The sequence below is a fragment of the Paenibacillus sp. LjRoot56 genome (genome assembly GCF_964253335.1).
Taxonomy (GTDB): domain Bacteria; phylum Bacillota; class Bacilli; order Paenibacillales; family NBRC-103111; genus Paenibacillus_E; species Paenibacillus_E allorhizoplanae.
Genome location: NZ_CAXURV020000001.1, coordinates 1,204,506 through 1,230,119, shown reverse-complemented (window position 1 = coordinate 1,230,119; position 25,614 = coordinate 1,204,506). Strand labels below are relative to the sequence as shown.

Below are 25,614 nucleotides of genomic sequence, written 5' to 3'. Positions count from 1 at the left end.
GCAATAGAGGTTGCCGCTGGGGGTGCGGCGGCTTTCGCACGCTGTAAGTCGATTTTTTCGACTTGCGGGAGCGCAGCAGCGGCTTTCGCACGCTGTAAGTCGATTTTTTCGACTTACTGGAGCTCTACGGCGGCTTTCGCACGCTGTAAGTCGATTTTTTCGACTTACGGGAGCGCAGCGGCGGCTTTCGCACGCTGTAAGTCGATTTTTTCGACTTACGGGAGCGCAGCAGCGGCTTTCGCACGCTGTAAGTCGATTTTTTCGACTTGCGGGAGCGCAGCAGCGGCTTTCGCACGCTGTAAGTCGATTTTTTCGACTTACGGGAGCGCAGCGGCGGCTTTCGCACGCTGTAAGTCGATTTTTTCGACTTACGGGAGCGCAGCAGGGGCTTTAACCACAAAAAGCCCACCCACCTTCACATCAAATGTGAATAGGTGAGTAGACTTATCGACTCCAAGTACTACCGTAACTAGCGCTTCTTACTGTGGTAAAAGAAATTAGGCAGCTTCACTTCATTCGAGTAATGCTGATGAAAAATATGCGTCGTTGCTGGAGACATCGGTGGAATCAGCCACGTCCAATCACCCGTGACGTCGCGCCCGCTTTTCTCTTCGTTGTCCTCGAAGCGTTTGAACTGCTTCGCTGCGGTGTGGTGATCGACGATAGCGACCCCCTGCTGTGCAAACGAATGCAGCACCGCTACATTCAGCTCGACGAGCGCTTTGTCCCGCCATAGCGTTGATTCGTGCCGTGTGTCGAGTCCCATGATCGACGCTACCCGCGGCAGCATATCGTACCTAGCCTCATCGGCGAAGTTCCGTGCGCCGATCTCGGTTCCCATGTACCACCCGTTAAAAGGTGCCGCGGGATAGATCACACCGCCTATTTCGAGGTACATGTTAGCCACCATCGGCACCGCATACCATTGCAGGTTCAGATCCGCGAAGGTTGGCATTTCTGGATGGCTAATCACCACCTCCAAAATCAACGCCTTCGGTATCTCAAACAACCTCGGCGCTCGTTCTCCCACTTGAAGCATGAGCGGCAACACATCAAAATGCGTCCCCTCACTCTGCCAGCCAAGAGCCTGGCATTGCTTCGTGAAGGCCACTGAAACAGGGTCGCCAACGACGCCATGTTCGGTCTCATAGCCCGCATAGCGAATCAGCTGCTCATTCTTAATCTGAACAACAGGCTTCCCTTCACGTGATGGGGGAAATATCGTGATGACGGGGCGGATTTTGCCGCCATTCGTCGCTTCCTCGATATGCCTGAACAGCGCCTCCGCCGCGGCTTCTTCCGTCTCTATATGACGAGCGTCATGTACACGAAGCGACTCCCAGAACAAACGCCCAATGCAGCGGTTGCTGTTGCGCCAAGCCATTTTCGCGCCATGCGTCAACTCTTCAACCGTATGCTCATACGTCCCGGTATACTGAATCGCTTGCGTAATCTCGGCAATACGCGTGTTCATTTGCGCCTCACTTTTGCCCAATTCGGTATAGCATTCTTGTATAAAAGGGATCGCTTTCTCTAGCTGCTGGTCCTGAACTTTCATGTTAACTCCAATCATTTCACACTAAATTGGTCGGGGATATAGCTAATGTGGGAGGTTGCGACGATCGTTAGCTCGCCTTTGTCCTCCTCAAACTGAACCGCATCATCACCAACATAGAACCATAATTTCCGAGTAGGCTCATTCTCAAACTCTTGGAAAACAAATACATTGAGCTCCTCTTTCCATTTCAAGAGCTCCGCAATCCGCTCCGGTTGATCAATCTGAACACGGAACAACCACTGTTCACCTTGCTGCTCCCATGTGTAGGGCACAGACTGCTTGCTTGTATCGATAAAAGCACGACCGCCAACCGCATGCTTCACTAGAAACGTTTCCTTCATCGCTGCAACCTCCTCTATCTCTCCAATATCGCCTTATGGCAGATCAATAAGCATGAAATGTGTATCTTCGAGTGCACGAATTGTTAACGTTGACTCCGCTTGGATACGCGCACTGTCCTTTGTTTCGAGTACCGCATCATTGGCCGAGCATTTCCCACTCACAAGCATGAGGAAAATACGACGACCCTCGCCCTGCTCGAACACTAACTCTTTCCCCGCATCCAGTTTGCTCAAATAGATACTCATATCTTGATGGATCTTCGCGATGTGAGGGCCGCCTTCGGGTGTCACGACCGGTAACAGATGATTAACCATCGCCTCTGGCTCATACGTCACATTTTCAAAAGAGGGCTCTATTCCTCGCTTCGCTGGCATAAACCATAACTGAAACAGACTCATCGGCTCCGTTTCCGATGCATTATACTCGGCATGAATAACGCCGCTGCCTGCGGACATTCGCTGTACACCGTTAGATGCCGTTATGGCTACATGCCCAAGGCTGTCTTCATGCTTAATTGCTCCGCTGAGCACGATGCTGACGATCTCCATGTCACTATGGGGATGCGGGCCAAAGCCCCGTCCTGCTGCGATATCATCGTCATTACACACACGCATGACACCAAAGCTAACATTCTCTTCATCAAAATAGTCGCCAAAAGAGAAGCTTTTATGGCTCTTGAGCCACCCCAAATCAGTTGAATTACGCGTGTCGGCCGGGAAAACTTGGATCACAGCAATCGCCTCCTTTTATAAGTACCTCTAGCTTATCACACTCAGGGTATGGACTCCATGTCAGAACAATGGCGGAACGAAGCCAGTTTTGTGACGACGGCCATGTGGGTTGTATACGTCAGGTGTCCTAACGGACACACTGGGCGTTATTTCAAACAAATGAGCTCTTTCTAAGAACTAACGGACACTATAACCGTTATCCCAGCATCCTACCCTCATTTGAGGCCAAGTTCCGTTGAATAGCAGCTTCTATGTCCATTAGTTTTTCAAAATCCCTCATTTGCACGATTTAAGGTCTCTCATGTCCGTTAGCAACGATGATCAGCTAATGTTGCGGTCTGCGACTAGTCTTCCTCCAACATCCACTGCTCAAACAGTGCTTCCAGCTTCCCCTGCACGAGTTCCCGCTTCTCCCAAAGCTCCGTGAGCTCCGCCGGTGTCAGGGTCTCGCTTTCCTGCTGCAGCCGCTCATCCAACGCTGCCAACTCCGCTTCTACGCTCGCGATCCTTTTCTCCAGAGCGGCTTTTCCAGACGCCGCCGCTGGTTTCCCCCGCTTAACAGCGGAAGCCTCAGGCTGTTTCACTTTCTCTTTCACTTTCCCTTTATCCACGGTGGTGAGCCTGCTTCGTTCCTCGGTTAAAAGTGCTTCCCGCGCGCAAAGCTCGCCGCTCTTTTCTTTATAAGCATCAAAATCACCTAAATACACGGTGATCTTCCCCTGATCCAACTCCCATATTTTACGCGACAGCCGGTTCATAAAATATCGATCATGCGTCACCGCCAGCACCGTGCCGGGGAATTCCTCCAGCGCATCTTCGAGCGCTTCGCGCGAAGCGATGTCCATATGATTCGTTGGCTCATCCAGAATCAGCAGGTTCGGCTTGCGAAGTACAAGCAGGGCTAAGCGTAATCGCGTCCATTCGCCGCCAGACAAGGAACTTACCGCTTTGAACACATCCGCGCCATAAAATAAATACGCAGCCAGCCGCCCTCGCGCTTCCCCTTCTTCCAGCTTCGCTTCCTCGCAGAAATACGCCAGCACGGATTTCTTGTCATCCGCCGGATACGCTTGCTGCGCCAGATAACCGATGTCGACGCGAGCCCCGAGCTCGAGGTCCCCGCCATCCGGCTGCACTTCACCGAGCAGCATCTTCAGCAGCGTCGTTTTCCCTGAGCCGTTATGCCCGACCAGCATCACCTTCTCGCCGTATTCGAGGGAGCCGCTCGCCTGCCCTAGCAGCATCTTCTCGCCATATCGCTTCGTGACATTCTCGAAGCGCAGCACCTTGCGGCCGGAGCGATCCTCCGGCTTCAAATCGAAATCAGCCGCCTTCGGATCGAGCACAGGACGCTTGAGCTTTTCCATCCGATCCAGCGCTTTCTGCATGGAGAACGCCCTGCGGAAAAACTTCTCATTCCCGCCAATCCGCCCCCATTCGATCAGCTGCTTGATCGTCTCTTTCATCTTACGGATTACCTTCTGCTGCTCTTGGTACTCCGCGAATTGCTGAAGCAGACGTACTTCCTTCTCCTTCACGTATCCCGAATAGGAGCTGTGATACGTAGTCGACTCACCATCTTCCAATTCCACGATTTTCGTGACAACGAGATCAAGAAAGTAACGATCGTGGGAGACGATGATACAAGCGCCGTCATAATGCTTGAGGTAATCCTCTAACCACTCCACACCTGCCAAATCCAAATGATTCGTCGGCTCATCCAGCAGCAACAGATCTGGTTTGCCGATTAACTGGGAAGCCAATGTAATCTTCGTCTTCTCTCCACCCGATAGCGAGGCAAAGCTTCGCTCATAACCCCCCTTCTCGATCCGTAGTCCATTCGCCACTTGATCAATGCGTGCATCCAGCTCGTAACCGCCTTCGCGTTCGAATCGCTCCTGCAGCACAGCATATCGCGATAGCAGCTGGTCCATCCGCTTCTCATCGCTCATGACCGTTGGACTCGACATTTCGCTCTCAAGCTGGCGCATCGTCGCGCGGCACGCAAGCAGCTCTTCGAAGCTAGCAGCCAGCACATCGTACACCGTGAAGCTTTCCCAGGCGCTTGGGATTTGGGCCAAATATCCGATCCCCGTATCTTTACGCACCGTCAGCTGCCCTTCATCGGGCTTCTCCATTTTGGCAATAAGACGCAGCAGCGTTGATTTCCCACTGCCATTACGACCGACAAGTCCGACACGTTCCCTTTGATGGATTTCAAACGTAACATCCTCGAGCACCAGCTGGGCACCGTGGTATTTTTTTATATTTTGACCATTAATAATTAACATGATAAAGGATCCTCCTTGGTTTGAAGACGACCCTGACCTGCACGCAGCTAACACAAAAAGGCCGCAGGAAAATTCCTACGACCTTTCGGATGATTTCCGTAGAGGGTTAAGGTAGGCGTCTTTTCGTGAGTTGGTAAACCGTATGCGCATAAGTGGACAGACCTCTCGCGTCTTTGACTTCTGCATGAACGATGCCAGCCATCGCAATGGGTAACTGGCTCACACGGTTATTTACGAACTCTCGATTCATCCTACCTTCACCTCCTTCAAATTACACTCTGCTAAAAGCATATCATAACCATCGGTTAATTCGCAATGGGCACTGATTTGTTAGGGTATGGTGACTCAACTTGAACATCCATCATTATGCGCCTTAGCACGATACGGAACGGCGTTCCGTTTCTCCGGTATGCATTTGATCATTGCATTATGGCATCGATTGCCCCTACATCAAGCTCCAAATCTGCTTACCCACCAACAGCACACATACCGTGATAAAAAGCGGGCGCACATAAGCCGATCCCTTACGGATCGCCATGCGAGAGCCAAGTAATGCGCCGCACACCATCGCAAGTCCCATCGGGATGCCGATCCAATAATTAATGGAGCCCAGCGCCATGAACGTGATTAAACTTGCGATGTTGCTGCCAAAATTGAGTATTTTGGCGTTGCCTGCTGCTTTGACGAAATCGAAGCCGACCATCAGAAATACGAAAATAAGGAATGACCCCGTTCCTGGACCAAAAAAACCGTCATAGAAACCTAAGACGAACGCTGCGCACCCCATTAAGAAAGCTGTCCTCGCCGAGTACTGACTAAAGGTCGAGATGTCTCCCCAATTTTTGCGGAATATCGTATAAATCGTAATTAGAATCAGCATCACCACAACCAGTGGTTTTAGAAAATCGGAAGGAATTTGCCGCAGCACGAATACCCCGCACACCGCTCCAGCCAAGGATAGCACGAACAACCCGCGCACAGCTTTGAGATCAACATTCCCTGTCCGCATAAACGAAATCGTGCTTGTCAGCGACGACATCGTCCCCGCTAACTTATTCGTACCTAACGCCAGCGCTGGTGGCATTCCTGTTGCAAGTAAGACTGGCACCGAAATAAGCCCGCCTCCCCCAACAACCGAATCCACATAGGCTGCCAAGAAACCGCCGACGATAACGAAAATCATCATTTCCCAACTCAAATGCAACATGATGTAAATGAACTCCTCTTGTGTATGAATAAGTATGGTTTGTCCAACACCTATTCTCGCACGATGTTCCCATTCAAGCAAGAATTTACCCAAGGTAAAATAATCAAAGGTTAAACAGCAGACTTCTGTAATTCCTCTATCATCCGATCAACGATGAGATCAGTAGGCAAATCCCCTTGAATGATGACATCCGAATTTACTTTCACCGTCTTTTTCATTTCCAAATAGGCCGCTCTTCCCCTAGCCAAATAGTTCTGTAAATCGATTTGCAGTTCATCCATCGCATGTTTTTGCTCGTTGCGTAAGATACGTCTGGCCATGGCAATATCTAATGGGGTGTCAATATAAAAGGCCAAATCAATAAAGTCACGAATGGCATCATTCAAGTAGGCAAACGGATAATCGAGGACAATATAGTTGAGTGATTGATCTTTTAGTAACAACTGAATATCTGTACTAAGGGGGGAGAGCACCCATGCATTATAATCTGCCCCTTCTTCCACCCAATCACATATATCTGGGCAATTCTCAAACTCATAATCATCAAAATAGAGGGCCTGAGCATGATCTAATCTATGGATTAAGTGTTTGATTGTTGTTGTCTTCCCTCCACCAGAAACGCCTGAAACAGAAAGTACTCGCGGCCTTTTAATCATGAACGTCACACTCCATTAGGAAAAATTATCCTCTAGCATAACATACTACTTTTAATCGTGTAACGAATTGGGAGTTGATTCGGAGATGCGTTCATGAAGATCAGTTATATAAAGCAATGCCTGACTTGAAGGAGATGGACTTGGCGTTTCAATCTGCTATACAAGCGGTACAACAGAAACCACTTTACGAACAAGTTGAACATTGGATCACTGTAATTGAAAGAGGGGAATTTGGAGAGGGCAGCATGCGCAGTTTCTTAAAAACGGACTACGAAGCCTACGAACAGCTCGTTAAGCTTGGCACTCCAGCAATCCCTCACATTCAACAACATCTGAATAACAGTCTCAAGCCTGATACCCCGTATATCCTTCAAATGGTTCTAAAAGATCTTAATGCCTAATCTCTCATAAAGTGTCATCCTCCACAAATAAAAATAACCCCACAGCTCATCCCTGTGGGGTATTTCTATGCCACTATTTATCTCAACGTTTTCAACGCGCCGCTCCAAGCTTTCACTTGATCGAGCATCGCATTTACGTTGTCTTTGTGTAGGTCAGCTGGCTTGAATACGGAGAAGTTTTCGAAATCTGTAAACAAGGAAAACGTCGGATGCACACGAACGTCTGCTACCAAAAGCTCGCCTAGAATACCACGCAGATGTTCAGCTGCACGAGCACCACCTGTTGATCCGTAGCTCACAATACCAGCGGCTTTATTATTCCACGGCTCACGTGCGGAGTCCAATGCATTTTTCAAAGCACCTGTAATGCTGTGATTATATTCTTGAACAACGAATACAAATCCGTCCAGGCTTTCAAGCTTCGTATTCCAAGCTGCAAGTCCAGGTTCTTGCCCTGTACCTTCGCCGAAGAAAGGAAGTTTATACTCGGCAATATCAACTATTTCGTACTCAGCATCTCCACGCCCGTCAGCAATTTGCTTAACCCATTCGCCTACTTGCGGGCTAACACGACCTTGACGGGTGCTGCCAAGAATAATACCAATTTTCAGTTGCTCGTTCGACATCTTTGTTACCTCCTAAAATAAAGTGAATTACTTACTTAACGTAACTTAATCAGTATAACGATTAATTCGGACGACTGGAAGTAGGCACTTTAAAGATACTGGGTATACTTTAGGAAACCTACTCTTAATTAATAATTCCGTGCGATACAATTTCTACTTTCATTGAAACTTGAAAGTTCGCTTTCGGATATTCGGTCTCCCAGTCCATCTTTTTCCATTCATTTGGATAAAAAGCCATCACATCCCTCGCAATACCCAAAGCGTCGGAATTTGCCTGCTGAAGCTGCTTGCATATCCCATTGGCCTCTTTTGTTATGACCTCGGAGAATTGCTTATTCAATTGTTCAACCTTTTGTTTGTCGGCTAGGTCATTCTTTGCATATTCAATGACTCTTCCCTTCATTTTCATGTTGAGTTGAATCTGCACTTGCCCCTCCGCGTCAATCCAGACCTCTTTTTTTCGCTTTAAGTTCGATATGTTAAGTGCTAAATAATCGGAGGGTTCGTCTTTGTCATTGGCAGCTTCCTCCTCAATATCTCTTGTGATCACACAAATATCACCTTTATCTCCGTTCATTAATAGATACAACATCGATTGTTCCGGCGATAAGGAATAACCTGTATACTTGCGTTCATGCACAAGGGCCAATCCATCAACCACAGCTTTATCAGTCTCCTTTCTTAGAATCGGAATGACGGGATCTCGCCCTGAATCATGCAGCATGGGATAGAGTGAATGCAGCGTCATTGCAGGAATGATCGTTTCATAGCTAGCACTCCTAAGGATTTTTCGCAAATATTCACCTGCCGTTGCAGACCCAATTCGATCGAGGCGAATCAAGTCGCCAGCTTGCCCGCGAACAATAGCCACTTTTGCAAGCATAGGAACATTTGAGGTCCGAAAGGACGAGTCCAGCATTTGCGCTAAATCTTTTTTTGCCACCTTCTCCCCGAGCAGCATGACTTGATTTTTGGAGGTACCTATCGGGCCTGCGATTTGCAACCCAATTTTTTTGAATAACGCATCTTGCAGCGTATGTCCCGATGCCGTTAACACCTCATGGACGGGTGCCGTTCGTTCCTTACCACCAGGCGATTGAATGGTTACGGTAGTGACGATATCCTGCTGATCGTTCATATCAATCGAGGCTGCATAGATGAGCTGCAGGTTTTTGAGCTCATTTCGATAGTTGCATCCTGATAGTATTAGGAGACTAAGGCAACTAATCACTAATTTTCTCATATCGGCGGCATCCGTCCCCTTTCCCCGCTCAGCCAGGCTACCAGTAGGAGCACGATCGGAATCCCGAAAATAATAAAGCTATCGTATTGAGTGATCTGCTCTAAGAACTGGACTTTATTCTCCGATCGCCAGAATATCCCCGTTAAACAGACAAGTGGGACCAGATAGTAAATCGCTTTACTGTGCTCATTGCGATGAAATAAGTACCCCAATCCCTTCCCTGCACTGTAAAGATAACTGATCTGTGTTGACGTTACTTTTACCAGCCAGATAGAAAGAAAAAGCAGATCCAATCGTTCTAGAAACGGCAAGGATATTCCATTGAGATAGTACGGCACGGGCTGCGGAATGTAGTTGATCGATTCCGGACTGAAATTTGTATAGCAGATGAGAACTATGATCAGAAAGAAGGCGGTTGCCAATCCATTTGCCCACAGAATAGGAGGAATCAAGCTCTTTCCTTTTGCTTGAATATCGGAATTCAGCACTAAAACTACTTCAAACCCCAAAAAGGATAGCAAAGAGCTTTTTACTCCCAACAATATGGCATGGAGCCCTTCTTGCCCAACAGGCAATAGATAGCGGTAATCCATCGTGCTAAAGTTCGTCATCATGATCGCCAGCATCACAAAAACTAATAGAGTAATTAACGCATTGTAACGGGCAATAATCCGAATATTCTCCTTGGCCATGTATAAGCAAACAATAAAATTCGCAACGATGACGAGCCCGGGGTTCGTGTGGGGTAATATCCATAACTCTACGAACGTCATTTCCATCAATAAAATCAGACAGCTCGTAAAGGTAAAATGTAAGATATATACCATATTAATCACATTCCCGAAGTATTTGCCCACAATGAGAGGAACAAATTGATATAGATTTTGTCGGGGAAATCTCTGGCATAACAATGCGTATGCTACCAGAATGAGTTGGACGCAGGCTCCAGCCACAAGAACTGAAATCCACCCATCTGCACCCGCGGCTTTATGCAAATCATAAGGGAAAGAAAGCACAGCGATACCGATCTGTGTTTGCAAAATGAAGGCAAATAATTGAACCCTAGTCATGATGCCCTCCTATCTGACGCTTTACGGCGGAAGATCCGTTTTGGCAACTGAACAAGCGTAGTCAGAATGCGTCTTGGTTCGAAAGGCGTGAACGGATAGAAATAAGGCACACCGAATGTTTCGAGTTTACTTAGATGCATGAACAAGAGACAGAAGCTAAAGGCAATACCCACAAAACCAAGCAGCGAAGATGCAAGCATGATGGGGAAAGAGATAAGCCGAATAGCAAGGCGCATTTCATGGGAAGGCATGCTGAATGAAGCGACTGCTGTCAATGAAATGACAACAATCATCGTCGTTGAAACCAAATTGGCATTCACAACTTCACTTCCAATCACGAGACCTCCGACGATAGACAGCGTAGCTGCGATTGATTTCGGCAATCGGATCGCGGCTTCCCTGAGCAACTCTAGCACGGTAATCATGAACATCGCTTCCATGAGCGGATTGAATGGGATATTTTCCAACGAGGCCTTCAATGAGAACACCAAATCAATCGGCAAGATATCAAAATGATTCGAAACAATGGATATATATACGGACGGTAGCGCGATACCGATCATAACGCTGATGAACCGGAGGAATCTGAAAAAGGTCCCATTCCACCACCTGACATTAAAATCATCTGCCGCTTGAAAAAACATAAAGAAGGTTACAGGAAGAATCGTCGCGAACGAACTTCCGTCTATGAGTAGTGCGATACGTCCTTCCATTAAGTGCGAAACAGTCGTGTCGGGTCTCTCGGTTAACAGCAATTGTGGGAATGGCGATAAATGACTGCTTTCCAACCGATCGGTAATTTGTCCAGACGATTTAATGAAGGTAGCCTGATTCGTGAGCAGGTTGGCGATAATATCGTCAACAACTGTCATGTCGGCAATATCACACATGTATAACAGCTTTACGTTCGTCGGGCTTTCGGAGCCTAAGGTGAAATGCCGCTCAACTAGGTTCGCATTTTTCAACCGTTGGTGGACCAGCTGCCCATTGATATAAACGTCATCCACGAATCCGACATGTGATCCGCGAATCGTTTGTTCATTTTGTGGTTCACCCACAGTATTCACGACTCTTGCACTTGCATCTACCAATACAATATCCATTCTTTGCTCCAACAGAATAGCGCACTTGCCTTGAAGCATCCCTGCTGCTGCAGTCTTCAAATCGGTGACAAGCTCAATATCCAAAATAGGAAGTATATCCTCAAGACGGCCTTCGTGAGATTGCAGTAACGGTTTGAGAATGTCTGATTGCAGCTTATCTGTATCTGTAATGGTTGATAAATAAAGAAGACTTCCCCTTAGGCTTTGCATGGTGAATTCCCTGGAGCGCACATCATCGGAAGAATGGAAATACTGGAATAGGTTTTGTATATTCGTCTCGATCTCATCAGAGATCAGAAGAGAATCCTGCTGCATTTCCATACCGCGTCCTCCGTCCAACTACATTTCCGTTAGTATTTACCAGTTTCGGTGGATTATCCAGATAGAAAAATGAGAAAAAACCGCCTAGGCTTGTGCCCAGACGGTGCTGCTTCAGGTGACAAACGATTTCATAACCGGAGCCAAGCATGCGCAGCACCTAAGCAAAAAGCACCTCCAGCCGCAATTGCAGCCGAAGGTGCTTCGTATTCTAGGGTATTAGCCCAAATCAGGCGTATCGGTCAGTTCAATGATAGCATTCTCCGTGTGGTGCAGTTCCAATACGATGATCTCATTGCGTCCTTCTTTTAGTAGAGGAGCTGGCAGATACAACGTGTTTTGGGGGCCATTGTCCCAGAAGCGGCCGAGGTTGAAGCCATTGATCCATACGACGCCTTTGGACCAGCCTGCCAACTTGACGAACGTATCTCCTGTTTCATCTACAAGGAATTCCCCGCGATAGAGGGTCGGACGATCTATGAATTCGCTATCCACGCTGGCTCCTGATAAGTCTTCTCCTGTCGTCTGAACGAATGGAACCGCCGCTAAATTGTCTAGTGGGAGTGGATGAATCGTCCAGTCAAAAAGGAATTGATTATTCATTCTCACGCCTTCTGTGATCCCTTTGCAATCTCGAAGTCGCGGACCGTAATTAACGCGTCCCATGTTCTCGACGACGATTTCCAGCTTCGCTCCCCCAGCAGGAATGTCCATTTGGAGTGGACGTGGATCCCAGCGCTCTACCGTACCTTGGTACACGCCATCTAGGAAAACTTGCGCACGATCGTGTACCTCTTGCAGGTGCAAGCTTTCGCCGATTCGAGGCCCGGATATCCTCGTAGCGTAGACGATGAAACCATAATCTTGTCCGAGATGCTCCATCGACACCGGATAAGTACGCTTGACTGGTTTCGTCAGATAAGCCAAAGATTCCAGCAAATCAGCCTTTTCCGTCAAAGCAATTTGCCCATAGCTTTTCTTCTGAATTGGCGCAGGCAGCGCGGGAAGTTCCTCTACCGGTATGCCCAAATGGTTGGCGATTACCTTACGCACAGCGTTATATTTCTCCGTCACATCACCGCATTCGGACAAGGGTGAATCGTAATCGTAGCTAGTAATTGTCGCTTCATACTTCTCTTGATAGTTCGCACCGTTGTAGAATCCGAAGTTTGTCCCACCATGGAACATATAGAAATTGACTGAAGCACCTGCTCGCAGCATCCGATCGAACACATCCGCGACGTCTCCAGCATCCCTCGTGTGATGGGGCTTCAACCAGTGGTCAAACCACCCGTTCCAGTACTCCATGCAAAAAAGCGGCTCATCCTCGCGATATTGACGAAATTTCTCGAAAGCTTCTTCCGGCTGTGAGCCGAAATTAACCGTAGCCAGCGTCCCCGGCACTGTTCCGCCTTGCAGCATCCCATCCTCGGGACCGTCGGAGGTAAACAGCAACACATCCACACCACGGCTAATTAGGCCGTCTCTTAAATAGGTTAAATACGCAGTATCATTCCCGTAGCTGCCATATTCATTCTCGATTTGCACCGCTAGAATCGGCCCGCCATTCGTGCTCAGCAGAGGCTTCAAACGAGGAATCAACTCATCGTAATACCGATCGACTTTTTGCAAATACATAGTATCCATACAACGTAATTTCATCGAAGGATATTGAAGCAGCCAAGCCGGCAGTCCACCAAACTCCCACTCTGCACAAATGTAAGGACTAGGCCGCACGATCACATGTAGACCGAGGTTTCCTGCCAGCTTTACGAATGCCTCCACGTCCGCGAGGCCGTTGAAGTTGAATTCGCCTTCCCTCGGTTCATGCAAATTCCAAGGTAAATACGTCTCAACCGTATTAAAACCGCAAGCTTTCAGCTTTAATAAACGGTCTTCCCAATAGGCCGGCACTACGCGGAAATAATGAATAGCTCCTGACAAAAGTTGGATGGGCTCCCCATCTAGTAGAAATTGCTTGTTTCCCGCTGTTAAAATCGCCACGATGATCCCTCCGAATTATCCGTATGAATGTTCTTTCTTCTTCTCTCATCATCGCTGATTCTTACCGTTCTACTCAATCTCCAAATAGCGCAAATTCTATACCAAATGTGCCAAAGGATGCTATGATAGAAACATCAAAACCAACGAACAACGCGAACTAGAGTCATCAATACCACCAATCGAACACGAACTGGGGGCAATCCGTATGGAGGATTTATATAGGGATATTTACCGTTTTCCGAATATGATTCAGACGCTGCAGGTCGTCGGTTGTCACTTTGGGTTGCAGCCCCCAGGGTGGGCCTATCCGAGGCACCATCATCATTTATTTGAGCTTCTGTACTGCTCGGAGGGTGAAGTCTTGCATGAGATCAATCGCCAGTCGATCACCATGTTCGCAGGCGACTGGCTGCTTATTAAGTCTGGTGTCCGACATCAATCCACCAACTCGTCAGCTGTGCATTATGGATATTTTAATGTCCATTTTGATCTCGACGATACGGAAATTCGCAGTCTGCTAGCGGCAACACCCTTCCAGCTGATCCGTCAAAAGCAAGCCTCCACGAGCAAGCTCCGCTGCTACGTAGGTGAATTAGAAGCCGTTGTAGCGCGCAATCGGCTGTTAGAGCAAGATGCTGAGCAGGTTGGGTCGTCTCAGCTGCTTTTTGAAGATAAGCTGCTGCTGCAGTCCTACACGCTGCTCATCATTCATGACGTGCTCGCGCTGCTTCGCGCCCAGCAGCACACATATGTGAAAACAACGAACCGCGATGCGTCGTTGTTCTCAACTGACGTCGCTCACGCAATCGAGGAGAAGCTGTCCCTTGGTCTCGGCGAGGAAGCTTCTGTCGCGGGGATCGCCGCAGAGCTGAACATGAGCCGCAGCCAGTGCAGCAAGCTGTTCTCCAAGGTGTACGGCCTATCACCGCGCCAGTATGTTAGCCAGCTGAAGCTGAAGCAAGCCAAAGAATTGCTTGTTACGACCCATCTGTCGATGAATCTTATCGCCGACAAGCTTGGCTTTCAATCGGCCAGCCACTTCTCGCGGCAATTCCGCCGCTGGACTGGCCAGTCGCCAAGCGAGTTCCGGCCGAAGCACCATACGGTGCAATAGTTTGGCGCGATTGTTGGCGTGTAAGTCGATTTATTCGGCTTACACGCGGCTCCTTGACGCGCTTGGAGACCTGTAAGTCGATTTATTCGACTTACAGCGGCTCCTTGACGCGTTTGGCGACCTCGTTCGGCGAGGAGTTAGTCGGCAAAACCGACTAACTCAAGCTCATTTACCTCGCTTGGCAATGAGTTAGTCGATAAAACCGACTAACTCAAGCTTATTTGCCTCGCTTGGTGATCAGTTAGTCGGCAAAACCGACTAACTCAAGCTCATTTACCTCGCTTGGCAATCAGTTAGTCGGTAAAACCGACTAACTCGAGCTCATTTGCCTCGTTTGGCTCGATTAGCAATCTGTAAGTCGATATAATCGACTTACTCGACACTGCAATCACACCAGCAGTCGATTACGCAGAAAGGCCACTAAGAGAACGGGCTACCGTTCCTCCTAATGACCTTTTTCTATCTTACTCTTTACTCTTTACTCTCTCTCTTCTCTCTACTCTCCACTCTCTACTCACTACACATCACTCACTTATCCGTACCTCAATACCAAGCCCCTCCATCGTATCCACCCACTCCCTCGGGCAACCGGCGTCGGTGATCACCATCGAGATTTCCTCCAGCTTCGCGACTCTGGCAAACGTAGACAAGCCGAATTTGCTATGATCTGCGATCAGAATGCACTCTTCTGCTCTTTGCATCATTTTGCGCGAGATCACGGCTTCAGCCAAATGAAAATCAGTAATTCCATCCGTTAACGAAATGCCGCTTGCTGAAATAAACGTTTTGTTTACTTTAAATTGATCGAGCAGTTGATCAGTCAGCGTGCCTGTCACAGCCCGACATTCTTGATTAACTTCTCCGCCAGCAAAAATAATTCGTCCACGGAACGTTTCCATTGCTAAATTGAGAATCGGGATAGAGTTCGTAATTAACGTCACATTCGTCTTGTCATTCAAAAAAGGGACGATTTCAATTGTCGTTGTCCCATTATCCAGCATGATCGTTTCACCATCTTGAACGAGTGACGCAGCTAATTTCCCAATTGCTGCTTTCTCTGGTTTCATCATTTGTACACGATTTAAAAAGGGAGGCTCGACCATCTCCATGCGCATTTTGACGGCGCCGCCATACACCTTGCGTAGTTTGCCTTCCTTTTCCAAACGGTCCAAATCTCGACGCACCGTTTCCGTCGAAACGGTCAGCAGCTCAGATAGGTGATGTACTTGCACTTTGCCTTCCATTTCCAAATGATTCAGTATCGTCATCCTGCGATCTTCATAGGTTAATGACATTATGGCCTCCTAATATGACCGATAGTTTGTATATGTTGTTGTTTTATGTTGTTTTCATTAGTTTAGGGGTTCGAGCTAGGTGTGTCAATCGGAGGAACTTCACCACCTCCCACCAACGAAAATTGCTCGTTGACAGCTTTGCTTAACCAGTTTACAATTGTCAACAAACAACAACATTTAGTATTAATTCAACACAATTCCACAAACAACATTCAAATCGGAGGCTATAATCATGTTCAAGCAGCAACCGCTAACTTTTCGTGAGGATCGCACGTTTACGATCACACAGTTTACAGATTTACACTGGATTGATGGCAGAAAGGAAGATCAACAAACCCTCCGTTTGATGGAGGAAGTACTCGATGCGGAGAAGCCTGATCTCGTTGTTTTTACCGGAGATGTCATTTACACAGGACCTGTTTCGGAAGGTGAACACCACTGTGAAGAGCCCCTTCAAGCTTTTCGCGACGCCGTGCAAGCTGCTGAAGCTCGCCAAATTCCATGGGCAGTGGTATTTGGCAATCACGACACCGAAACCCTCATCACAAGACAAGAGCTCATGAACAGCGTCCTCACGTATCCCTATTCAGTGACTCAACCTGGTCCTGCCGAGCTTAGCGGCGTTGGCAATTACCGCCTTCCCCTCAGTGGCCGTGACGGACAGCCTGCAGCGAGCTTATACTTTTTCGATTCAGGAAGTCGCTCTACAGTCCCTCAGATTCCAGGCTATGACTGGATTCACCATGATCAAATCGGCTGGTATACCGAACAGTCTTGTAACGAGCAGCGTGAACTGCCTGCACTCGCTTTTTTCCATATCCCGCTTACCGAGTACCAGCACGTTTGGGAGCGTGCGACATGCTATGGGAACAAACACGAAAATGTCTGCTGTGCTCACGTTAATTCAGGATTGTTCGCCGCTATGGTTGAAATGGGTAATGTCGTTGGAACCTTCTGTGGGCATGACCACATCAATGATTACTGGGGAGAACTTCACGGGATTCGTCTCTGTTATGGGAGAGCAACTGGCTATAATACATATGGCAAAGAAGGCTTTCATCGTGGTGCCAGAATGATTCGCCTCCGCGAAGGTGAACGTACTTTTGAAACTTGGCTGCGACTCGCTGACGGCACCGTTATCCGCGATCAACCCGAACACTCACCAACGCTGTAACCTCACTTACGTTTGGAGCTGATCACTTGTTAACTGCGTCAATTTTACTCGTTATTGCATCAGGACTTGCACACGCCATCTGGAGCCTGTTTACCAAAAGCAGCCTGAACAAAGGCGTCTTCCTATGGTCCATCATCATGGTCACTACCGTTCTTCTCCTTCCTTATTTGATCAAAGAATTATGGTTCACTCCCTTAACTTTATCTGCATACGGACTACTCTTACTTTCCGCCGCTTTACAAGCTGTTTACGCTCTCTTACTCTCGCGCACCTACAATATGGGGGATCTCTCGCAAATCTATCCGATTATGAGAGGTACCAACACCTTATTTATCCCGATTGTCGGTGTCCTGTTTCTACGTGAATCCTTATCACCACTCGGATGGACGGGACTGTTGTGCATGGTGATTGGCTTCCTGTTACTCAGCGGTATCTTCACAAGTTCGCGATCTTCTGGACAGACGTCTGCCAAATCCGTTAAGCCCTTCCTAATGGCGCTTAGTGTAGGGCTGTGCACGACTTGCTACGTACTTGTCGATAAGCTGAATCTCGCACATATCTCGCCTATCGCTTTATTAGAAGTAACGAATATTGGATTCGTCGCAGGGCTCACACCGCTTGTCATTGCGTCCAAACAACTGCGTAGAGAGTGGAAAATAAACTTCAAAACGATTGCTCTGGGCGCAATTCTCAATCCAGCATCGTATTTATTATTTCTCTTCGCCATGAAATACGCGCCTGTTGCCCATATTTCCCCACTGCGCGAAATAGGGACTGTTTTTGCCACCATTTTAGGCATCGTTATCCTCAAAGAGAAACAAGGCACATTACGCATTCTTTGCTCTATTCTAATTTTATTAGGGATTTTAGTTATCAGCTTTTGGGGTTGAAAAAGGGGAGGAACATCAATGAGCACCTATAATCGTGTCATTATCATTGGTTGGGATGGCGCCGGCAACTTTGTCCGTGATGCGCATACACCGAATTTAGATCGTTTATTTGAAGCTGGGGCTTTCACGCTCGAAGCGCAAACCGCATCGCCTACGATCAGCGCAGAGTGTTGGGGGACGCTGCTGCACGGAGTTGATACTGTGAAACATGGACTTACGAATGCCAAAGCAGAAGTAGAAGCCTTCCCCGAAGACTCACCCTATCCGTCTATTTTCCGCGTTGCTAGAGAAGCATTCCCACTTGCTAAGCTAGCAGCCTACAGCGCCTGGAAGCCCATTAACGATGGGATTATTGAGTCTTCGATCGGCGTCCATAAAATGTCAATGCCTGATGATGAGCTAGTCCAAGCCATAGCTGCGTACATACATGAGAACCCAGATTTCAAGCTGCTCTACGTGCAACTGGATCTCCCAGACGCCGCTGGTCATAAGTACGGGTACAATATGCCAGAACAGCATCGTGTCATCGAAGAGTCGGATCGTCACACTGGCGTTATTTTAGGAGCACTTGAACAGGCTGATCTGCTAAAAGATAGCCTCATCATCGCTGTCACCGATCACGGCGGTGGTGGCGAGAATGCTTTTGATCACGGCAGTGATCATCCTTTAGACAAAACCATCTTCTGGAGCTGCACAGGTCCCGGCATCGCACCTGGCACCAAGCTCGACAATGTCAACATTGCCGACACAGCAACCGTCGTCGCCCATGCACTCGGACTGGATGCACCCGCTTCTTGGGAGGGCAAACTACCTGAGGGTTTGTTTCCCGACTTGTAATCGCCTCAACGCAAAGAAAGCCCGACTTTGTCCACAATGACCATGTCGGGCTATACTTCGTCTTACCTTATCTGCTGCAATACACACCGAAGCTGCTTAATGTAGGATGGATACGTGATTCGATCACTTTCAACTGAATGTATCTTGCGTTCGTCTGTTGAAAGCTGCAAATCTTCTTATACCCAACAACGGTACCTTCATAAAGGTAAACCCACTCCTCGCCTTGTTTGAAGGCCAGCTGGAAGCGTTCAATCCGTTGTCCCAGTTGGATAAATTCCTTCAATACGATACGGTCAAACGTCAATTCCTTACCCAGATCAATGACAAGCTCAGCCTGCTCAATTCCTTCTTGAGGACACCAATACGAATCGGACCGACCATCTGTTAGATTCCCCGCATCAACACTTGTATCCCTGGTTTGAGAAGCCCACACGTGCGCTCCTTCAGCTAGATCCTGTCCATAGGTAGCCCGGAGCCATTGCCCAAATTCACGCAAATGCCGTGCATCTTTCTCATGAATGAGCCCGCGTTGATCCGGTGGAATGTTCAGCAGAAGTGCGCTGTTACCGCCAACTGTACTCTCATATAGATCAATCAATTCATCGACAGTTTTCACCTTATCATCGTCAACAGGATCGTAGAACCACTGGGGTCTGATCGATACATCCACTTCCGCCGGATACCAAATCATACGACTAGCTTCCGCCAAGATAGATCGGCTCCCCAAATCTTCTGTCTCTGCATTGATTTTTTGCGAAAAAGTACCATCATCCTCCTGTTGCGATTCCGATTCAATTTCCTCGATATTCCATCGAGCATCAGGAACTACACTCCATTCCGATTCGCGTGTGTGACCGGCTTCATTGCCGCACCAACGAACATCAGGTCCACAAATATTGATAACAGCCTTAGGCTGCAGTTCGCGAATAATTCGATAAGCAGCTTCCCAGTCATATACCTGCATTTTACCGTTCGGTCCCTCACCGCAAGCACCATCAAACCAAACGCAAAAAATTTCACCATAGTTCGTAAGAAGTTCTCTTAATTGATTCTGGAAATAAGTATTGTATCTTGGGGAATCCCCATAACTAGGCTCATGCCGATCCCATGGTGATAAATAAACACCAAATTTCAATCCTTGCTCACGACAAGCCTCAGCTACATCTCTTACAACATCCCCTTGCCCATCCTGCCATGTGGTGGATTTGACCGAATGATCCGTGTAAGTACTTGGCCAGAGACAAAATCCATCGTGATGCTTACAGGTCAGGATGACGCCTGTCATTCCTGCTAAACGGCAGGACTCGACCCATTGTGAAGCATGATAAGCCGTTGGATAAAACAACTTAGGATCCTCGTCACCTAATCCCCATTGTCTCCCCGTAAATGTGTTCATTCCGAAATGTATAAAAGCATAAAACTCCATCTCTTGCCAAGCCAATTGGCGTGGCGTGGGAACTACCTTTACTGCTTCTTCTATGGAAACTGGCATCTCTATATTGCTCCTCACACGTAATAAATTTGACTCTCTATTTTATATGAACAATATGTGCGCATCCGTCTGCCACTACATCGAAAGGCAAACGAGTGAGTTCCGTATTCAGTGTTTCACCCAAATAAATCATATCGTAACTGCCAACTGGAAGATCCAGATCACTGAAAATCAACTTTCCATCTGGCTGGCTGAACGTTTTGGTCTGCACGGAGACAATAGGACTAATCGGTTCAGTCTCACTCGGTTTAGCTCCTCTTAGATAAATGCCAAAGGCATCTTCTCTTAGCGAACCCACATACGTAACCTCAATTTGTTCATATGGCTGAAAGACAGATTTGTTCATATTCATGGCAGGACTACGGAGCGTACAATCCGGATCTACCGTCAGATCCACCACCGGAATGGTCACTGGCAGTTCTACCCTATATTCTGCATCAGGTACCCACGATTTCGAGGAGAAATCTCTTCCTTTTACAATGACCCTGTCCTCGTAGACTTCAACGAAAAAACCTTGCGAGCCCTCTTTCAAAACGTCGTCATCCGTCCATAAATAAGCGACAGAAGCCGCATTAAACAGCGTTGCATACTTCCTGTTGTACATCGTCTCCTTGGCGCCCAGCTCCCAGTGCGTGTGACCGGTAAAGACAATGGATTGCGGGTGTTTGGCTAAAATCATCTTTAATTCTGCATCCTGTCTGATCCCATTCCAGCCAAACTCACTTTGGGACCCTGCAACCGTATTCAATAGGGGCTCATGAACAAAAATAAATGCTGGCTTCTCTGTCACTTCTTGTTCGGACAACTTTTGATCCAACCACTTGAGCTGTGTCTCGGATAAATAAGCGCAGTCTTTCAAGCCAATTTCTGTGCCAAGGAATATAAAATGATAACCTTCCAACCACAAATCATAGTAAGCATTTTGAATCCCTGTATGTTCTGTAAATAACGACATCTGCTTATCAAGATCTTTCCAACGCACATCATGATTGCCATAAGTAAAATAGATTGGCGGCAGCCCATCCATGTTAGCTTTCCAAATCTGTTCCATGATCTCGAATTCCGCTCGCTCCCCATTGTCCGTGATATCACCAACATGCATGATCCCGTGACACTCTGGGGAAGTTGCTATAATATCCTTGAGAGCCCTGTCGAAATTCTGGGCTTCAGTCCCTTCTAAACTCGCTTTAATATGGGTATCTGTTAAGACGACGAACTTGAGGCTTGGTTTCTTTACCATTTCTTTCTCTCCTTATTTTGATATAGAAGGAATTGAAAAGTTTCTATTTGCGCATCGAACCAAATACCTTGTTCCTGACTCTGCCTTGAAGGAATACACCGAACCACCTATAAAGTTCACCATCAGCCCATCCCCTTCCTCCCTATTGATCACAAGGGGTGATTCGCTGCGGATTGTACACAAGCCATCCTGTGTAGCATGCAGCACTGCTTCTATAAGTTGACCATCTTGCCACCCAATCTCAACCTCGAAACCGCCCCTCGCCCGCAGGCCGCTAACTCGGCCATGACGCCATGCTTTCGGCAAGGCTGGCAGAAGCAAGATTTCATCCCTGTGCGATTGCAGGAGCATTTCTGCGATAGCCGCCGTACCGCCAAAGTTCCCATCGATTTGGAAAGGGGGATGGTCACCAAGCAGACTCTTATGCACGGAATGACTAAGCAGCTCCATCAAATTGGTATAGGCTTGCTCGCCATCATGCAATCTCGCCCAGAAATTGATGATCCATGCGCGGCTCCACCCTGTATGACCGCCTCCGTGTGCAAGCCGCCTCTCTAGCGTCCGTCGAGCAGCCTCAGCTAACTCTGGTGTATGATGTACAGTAATCTGCTCACCTGGATGCAGGGCAAATAAATGTGAGATATGACGGTGGCCGAGTTCCACTTCTTCATAATCAATCGCCCATTCCATCAATTGGCCATGCTTGCCAATGGCGGGTTCTGGTAATCGCCTCCTTACTTGTTCTAGTTCCTCGAGAAATTCCTTATCCGTATTTAGAACCGTCCCCGCCTCTATACAAGCTGCAAAAAGGGTATGAATCATTTGCGAATCCATCGACGGTCCAATGCTAAGGACCCCTTCATTGCCGTTTGGTAATCGATACGTATTTTCCGGTGAAAGAGAAGGAACCGTGACAAGACGACCTTGCTCATCCTCAATGAGAAAATCAAGAAAAAACAGCGCAGCTTCCTTCATAATCGGGTACGCTCTTGCACCTAGAAAATCCCGATCTCCGCCATAACGATAGTGCTCCCACAAATGCAAGGACATCCATGCCCCGCCAATCGGCCAGAAAATAGCTGGCACATAAATGCCGCATATGTCTGTCTCCGCCCACAGATTCGTGGCGTGATGCGCCACAAAGCCTCTGGCGCCGTAAATCTCCCTAGCTGTTTTACGCCCATTCTCCATAAGTCGATCCATCAGATCGAAAACTGGCTCATGACATTCAGCCAAATTGCACACTTCAGCCGGCCAATAATTCATCTGCAAATTAATATTTAAATGATAATCACTTTCCCATGGCGGCGTGTGACTCTCATTCCATATACCTTGCAAATTGGCAGGCAACGAGCCTTGTCTCGAACTCCCCATAAGCAAGTAGCGGCCATATTGAAAGAATAACGAAATGAGTCCGTGATCTGCATAGCCTTCTTGGATTCGACGTAACCGTTCATCTGTCGGCAACGCTACCGCAACATGATGATCTGGATCATCAATTTCAAGTTGAACACGTTCAAACAACGAACGGTGATCCTTCACATGGTCCTCTCGAACAGCCTCAAATCCTTTGACAACACTTGCTGCTATGCGAGATTGACACACGACGAGCGGTTCGGGATCTCGAAACGTCGTTGCAGCAGCCACGTACAAAGTAACACTATCTACAGCTTCCACAGAAATGAAGTCGCCAATAATCTGCACGTGCCCACCTACTGCTACGGCCTTCAAAACCGTCGCATAATGAACCCCATCTGGCCCGCATTGCCCTTGCATAACAATGCTTTCCACACCTTCTTTACCTGACGTGCCTTCAAATGGACGTCGACTCAAATTCGTTGAGAAGCTGATTGCTCCAGGGCGATCCGAGCTTAAACGAATAACAAGCACCTGATCAATCGCACTTGCGAAGATCTCCCTTTGATACGTCGTCCCGTCCAAGGTATAAGAAGTTTTAGCAATCCCCGTCGGCAAATCCAATTCACGCCTATAGTTGGCGGTTTCCCCATTTGATTGTCGAAAATAAAGGTTTATATCACCTAGCGTTTGATAGGGTGCAAAGTATTTGGGCCCCGGTGTCATCGCCATACGCGCCAAATACTCGGCATCCTGCGGCTTACCCTCGAACATAAGCCTGCGAATTTCCTCAAGATGGTTATGGGCATCGGGTTGCTCCCTCTTCTTGGGGCCGCCATACCATAGGGAATCTTCATTGATCTGAATGCGTTCTTGCTGTACGCTGCCAAATACCATAGCCCCAAGCTTGCCGTTACCTACGGGAAGAGCATCTACCCACTTCTCAGCAGGCCGTCGGTACCATAACTTCAACTCACTCACCAGGATCACCCTTCTTTTTTAAAAGAAACCCGACCACGCCATCAACAGGCACGATCGGGTCCTTTCATTTCATCAGACTTATTTGGATTTTTCTTTGTAGAACTCGTTCGTTTCTTTGAGATGCTGTTGGAAGCTTGGATCATCTTTGAACTGTTTCACCAATTTATCCCAATCCTCAAGCGTATTTTTACCAAAAACCACATTCACCATCATATCGTTCAGCTTTTTATCCCAGTCTGCTCCCTTTTCCTTAAATGGCGCTGACTTCATTAAGCCGTAAGTCGGATCTGTGATAGAGGAAATCGCATCAACCACTTTTTTATTGGCTTCGTAAACATCCGTCGGAATACCTGAGATTTTTGCTCTCGAATATTTATCAAAGTATCCGGTTACCCATTGGCCTGTCGTATCACCGGAATATCCTTTTTTCTTGCCTTCTTCGGTTTGCTCAACGCTTCCGTCAGGCTTCACTTTATAGTCAACATCTTGGATGCCGTAAGTAGCAAGATTATAACCTTCAACCGAAGCTGTGTAATCATAGACTTCTAGGATTTTCTTCAGCTTCGCCTCATCAACCGATTTCTTATTGATCAGGAATTGTCCATAGTAACCACTTGCTTGCTCATAATAGGCCTTGCCATCTGGTGCTTTTGGTAATTCCACAGCAATAAGGTTCGCTTGCGGAGTTACCTTTTGCAATTCCAAATTATATTTATAGGCATCAATCACATTGGCAAATGCTACACCCGCTTTACCCTGAACGAGCATATCTTTAATTTGTGCTGCCTTGAGTACAGGGAAATCAGGAAGAATGCCGCCTGCTTTAAATGATTTATTCCAGAAAGCTAGCGCATCTTTGGCTTGTGGTGTATACCAATACGGGATTAAACTACCGTTCTCTTCTTTCCACTTCGTACCCGTGCCAAACATTGAGAGCAGATAACTAGCAGGTCCAGGTGATCCTGGAATGACAGCACCGTAGGTATCTGGTTTGCCGTTGCCATCTGGATCTTTCTGTGCGAAGGCTTCAAGAACTATAGCTAGCTCATCCATCGTTTTCGGTTGTTGTAAGCCTAGCTTATCCAACCAATCTTTACGGATTAGCATGGACTCGTGGCCATCCAACGGTCTTACACGCGGAAGGGAGTACAGTTTACCTTTCAAAGAAGCATTCTTATATACGTTTTCTGGATACTTAGCTAAGTTAGGATAGTTTTTAATATAAGGACCTAGATCCCAGAAAGCGCCTTGATCAATCGCATTCAAGAAGGCAGGCGTTAAGTTAAAATCTTCTACGAATAGAACATCGGGCAAATCGCGGGAAGCAAGAAGTGCATTTAATTTCTCTGAAATTTGGGCTGCTGGAATCCAATTTAACTTTAGATTGACGTTTAGCTTCTCATTTAGCTTTTTCACAGCTTCCAACTCACCTGTAGGTGCAGCAGCGAAAGCAAGTGTCGTAATGGAAATATCCGCCGGTGCCGCAGGTTTAGCTGATGCTGCAGTTGAACTCGCTGCTGAACTTGCTGACCCAGCTTCATTCGCTTTACCACAAGCCGCTAAGGAAGCGACTAGCCCCGTTGCTGTTAAGAGTACTGCCAATTTTTTAACCATTGGTTTCATGTAAAGACCTCCCGTTTATATGCTTATTATACAATCCGTAATATCAACCTGCATGTCCAATA

The 25,614-nt window shown here is 47.5% G+C and carries 23 protein-coding genes; 5 read left to right on the top strand and 18 right to left on the bottom strand.

All coding sequences use genetic code 11. The features are described from left to right. Window positions 1-124: 124 nt before the first annotated feature. From ACSQ8O_RS05535 to ACSQ8O_RS05500, 8 genes are all read right to left on the bottom strand, one after another. Window positions 125-400: a hypothetical protein gene (locus ACSQ8O_RS05535; RefSeq protein ID WP_436240762.1), complete on the bottom strand. Its 276-nt coding sequence runs from the start codon at window positions 398-400 to the stop codon at window positions 125-127. 69 nt (window positions 401-469) lie between these two features. Next, complete coding sequence (locus tag ACSQ8O_RS05530) at window positions 470-1,558, bottom strand: nitric oxide synthase oxygenase (RefSeq protein ID WP_436240761.1); 1,089 nt, start codon at window positions 1,556-1,558, stop codon at window positions 470-472. Between the two features lie 11 nt (window positions 1,559-1,569). Next, complete coding sequence (locus ACSQ8O_RS05525) at window positions 1,570-1,899, bottom strand: hypothetical protein (RefSeq protein ID WP_436238769.1); 330 nt, start codon at window positions 1,897-1,899, stop codon at window positions 1,570-1,572. A gap of 33 nt (window positions 1,900-1,932) precedes the next feature. Further along, a complete protein-coding gene (locus ACSQ8O_RS05520) occupies window positions 1,933-2,631 on the bottom strand; it encodes a pirin family protein (protein WP_056617751.1) in 699 nt (232 codons plus the stop codon). A 344-nt stretch (window positions 2,632-2,975) separates the two neighbouring features. Continuing rightward, complete coding sequence (abc-f, locus tag ACSQ8O_RS05515) at window positions 2,976-4,922, bottom strand: ribosomal protection-like ABC-F family protein (protein ID WP_436240760.1); 1,947 nt, start codon at window positions 4,920-4,922, stop codon at window positions 2,976-2,978. A gap of 106 nt (window positions 4,923-5,028) precedes the next feature. Next, a complete protein-coding gene (locus tag ACSQ8O_RS05510; RefSeq protein ID WP_171632188.1) occupies window positions 5,029-5,172 on the bottom strand; it encodes a hypothetical protein in 144 nt (47 codons plus the stop codon). Window positions 5,173-5,367: 195 nt separating this feature from the next. After that, the gene (locus tag ACSQ8O_RS05505) at window positions 5,368-6,129 is read right to left on the bottom strand and encodes a sulfite exporter TauE/SafE family protein (RefSeq protein WP_436238771.1); all 762 of its coding nucleotides are present in this window, start codon (window positions 6,127-6,129) and stop codon (window positions 5,368-5,370) included. A 110-nt stretch (window positions 6,130-6,239) separates the two neighbouring features. After that, a complete protein-coding gene (locus ACSQ8O_RS05500; protein WP_436240759.1) occupies window positions 6,240-6,785 on the bottom strand; it encodes a hypothetical protein in 546 nt (181 codons plus the stop codon). A 140-nt stretch (window positions 6,786-6,925) separates the two neighbouring features. Between ACSQ8O_RS05500 and ACSQ8O_RS05495 the strand changes: the two genes are divergently transcribed. Further along, complete coding sequence (locus ACSQ8O_RS05495; protein ID WP_436240758.1) at window positions 6,926-7,186, top strand: hypothetical protein; 261 nt, start codon at window positions 6,926-6,928, stop codon at window positions 7,184-7,186. A gap of 77 nt (window positions 7,187-7,263) precedes the next feature. Here ACSQ8O_RS05495 and ACSQ8O_RS05490 read toward each other — a convergent pair whose 3' ends face one another. The 5 genes from ACSQ8O_RS05490 to ACSQ8O_RS05470 all read right to left on the bottom strand — a co-directional run bounded on the left by ACSQ8O_RS05490 (window position 7,264) and on the right by ACSQ8O_RS05470 (window position 13,550). Beyond that, window positions 7,264-7,812 (bottom strand): NADPH-dependent FMN reductase, encoded by a 549-nt coding sequence (locus ACSQ8O_RS05490; protein WP_056617739.1) that lies wholly within the window; start codon window positions 7,810-7,812, stop codon window positions 7,264-7,266. Window positions 7,813-7,936: 124 nt separating this feature from the next. Further along, the gene (locus tag ACSQ8O_RS05485) at window positions 7,937-9,055 is read right to left on the bottom strand and encodes a Ger(x)C family spore germination protein (RefSeq protein WP_436240757.1); all 1,119 of its coding nucleotides are present in this window, start codon (window positions 9,053-9,055) and stop codon (window positions 7,937-7,939) included. Next, window positions 9,052-10,125 carry a GerAB/ArcD/ProY family transporter gene (locus ACSQ8O_RS05480; RefSeq protein WP_056617733.1) on the bottom strand — a complete coding sequence of 358 codons (1,074 nt, stop codon included), beginning with the start codon at window positions 10,123-10,125 and terminating at the stop codon, window positions 9,052-9,054. The genes ACSQ8O_RS05485 and ACSQ8O_RS05480 overlap by 4 nt, the downstream gene beginning before the upstream one ends. Further along, on the bottom strand, window positions 10,122-11,549 hold the full coding sequence (locus tag ACSQ8O_RS05475) for a spore germination protein (protein ID WP_436240756.1): 1,428 nt from the start codon (window positions 11,547-11,549) through the stop codon (window positions 10,122-10,124). Before ACSQ8O_RS05475 ends, ACSQ8O_RS05480 begins: the two co-directional genes overlap by 4 nt. A 216-nt stretch (window positions 11,550-11,765) precedes the next feature. Then, window positions 11,766-13,550 carry a beta-galactosidase gene (locus ACSQ8O_RS05470; protein WP_436240755.1) on the bottom strand — a complete coding sequence of 595 codons (1,785 nt, stop codon included), beginning with the start codon at window positions 13,548-13,550 and terminating at the stop codon, window positions 11,766-11,768. Window positions 13,551-13,755: 205 nt separating this feature from the next. Here ACSQ8O_RS05470 and ACSQ8O_RS05465 point away from each other — a divergent pair, with 205 nt between their 5' ends. After that, complete coding sequence (locus ACSQ8O_RS05465) at window positions 13,756-14,664, top strand: AraC family transcriptional regulator (protein WP_436240754.1); 909 nt, start codon at window positions 13,756-13,758, stop codon at window positions 14,662-14,664. 524 nt (window positions 14,665-15,188) lie between these two features. On the opposite strand, the gene ACSQ8O_RS05460 is transcribed toward ACSQ8O_RS05465, so the two are convergent. Further along, the gene (locus ACSQ8O_RS05460; RefSeq protein ID WP_436240753.1) at window positions 15,189-15,959 is read right to left on the bottom strand and encodes a DeoR/GlpR family DNA-binding transcription regulator; all 771 of its coding nucleotides are present in this window, start codon (window positions 15,957-15,959) and stop codon (window positions 15,189-15,191) included. Window positions 15,960-16,191: 232 nt separating this feature from the next. Here ACSQ8O_RS05460 and ACSQ8O_RS05455 point away from each other — a divergent pair, with 232 nt between their 5' ends. From ACSQ8O_RS05455 to ACSQ8O_RS05445, 3 genes are read left to right on the top strand one after another with little or no spacing between them, the layout of a single operon-like run. Next, complete coding sequence (locus ACSQ8O_RS05455) at window positions 16,192-17,133, top strand: metallophosphoesterase family protein (RefSeq protein ID WP_436240752.1); 942 nt, start codon at window positions 16,192-16,194, stop codon at window positions 17,131-17,133. Between the two features lie 26 nt (window positions 17,134-17,159). Beyond that, on the top strand, window positions 17,160-18,023 hold the full coding sequence (locus ACSQ8O_RS05450) for an EamA family transporter (protein ID WP_436240751.1): 864 nt from the start codon (window positions 17,160-17,162) through the stop codon (window positions 18,021-18,023). A gap of 18 nt (window positions 18,024-18,041) precedes the next feature. After that, window positions 18,042-18,860, top strand: a complete 819-nt coding sequence (locus ACSQ8O_RS05445) for an alkaline phosphatase family protein (protein WP_436240750.1) — start codon at window positions 18,042-18,044, stop codon at window positions 18,858-18,860. Between the two features lie 67 nt (window positions 18,861-18,927). On the opposite strand, the gene ACSQ8O_RS05440 is transcribed toward ACSQ8O_RS05445, so the two are convergent. The 4 genes from ACSQ8O_RS05440 to ACSQ8O_RS05425 form a co-directional block, all read right to left on the bottom strand. Further along, entirely contained in the window at window positions 18,928-20,352 is a 1,425-nt protein-coding gene (locus ACSQ8O_RS05440) for an alpha-L-fucosidase (RefSeq protein WP_436240749.1), read from the bottom strand. Between the two features lie 37 nt (window positions 20,353-20,389). Next, entirely contained in the window at window positions 20,390-21,592 is a 1,203-nt protein-coding gene (locus tag ACSQ8O_RS05435; protein ID WP_436240748.1) for a metallophosphoesterase family protein, read from the bottom strand. 12 nt (window positions 21,593-21,604) lie between these two features. Then, a complete protein-coding gene (locus tag ACSQ8O_RS05430; RefSeq protein ID WP_436240747.1) occupies window positions 21,605-23,929 on the bottom strand; it encodes a glycoside hydrolase family 95 protein in 2,325 nt (774 codons plus the stop codon). A 78-nt stretch (window positions 23,930-24,007) separates the two neighbouring features. Then, on the bottom strand, window positions 24,008-25,552 hold the full coding sequence (locus ACSQ8O_RS05425) for an extracellular solute-binding protein (RefSeq protein WP_436240746.1): 1,545 nt from the start codon (window positions 25,550-25,552) through the stop codon (window positions 24,008-24,010). Between the last annotated feature and the right edge of the window lie 62 nt (window positions 25,553-25,614).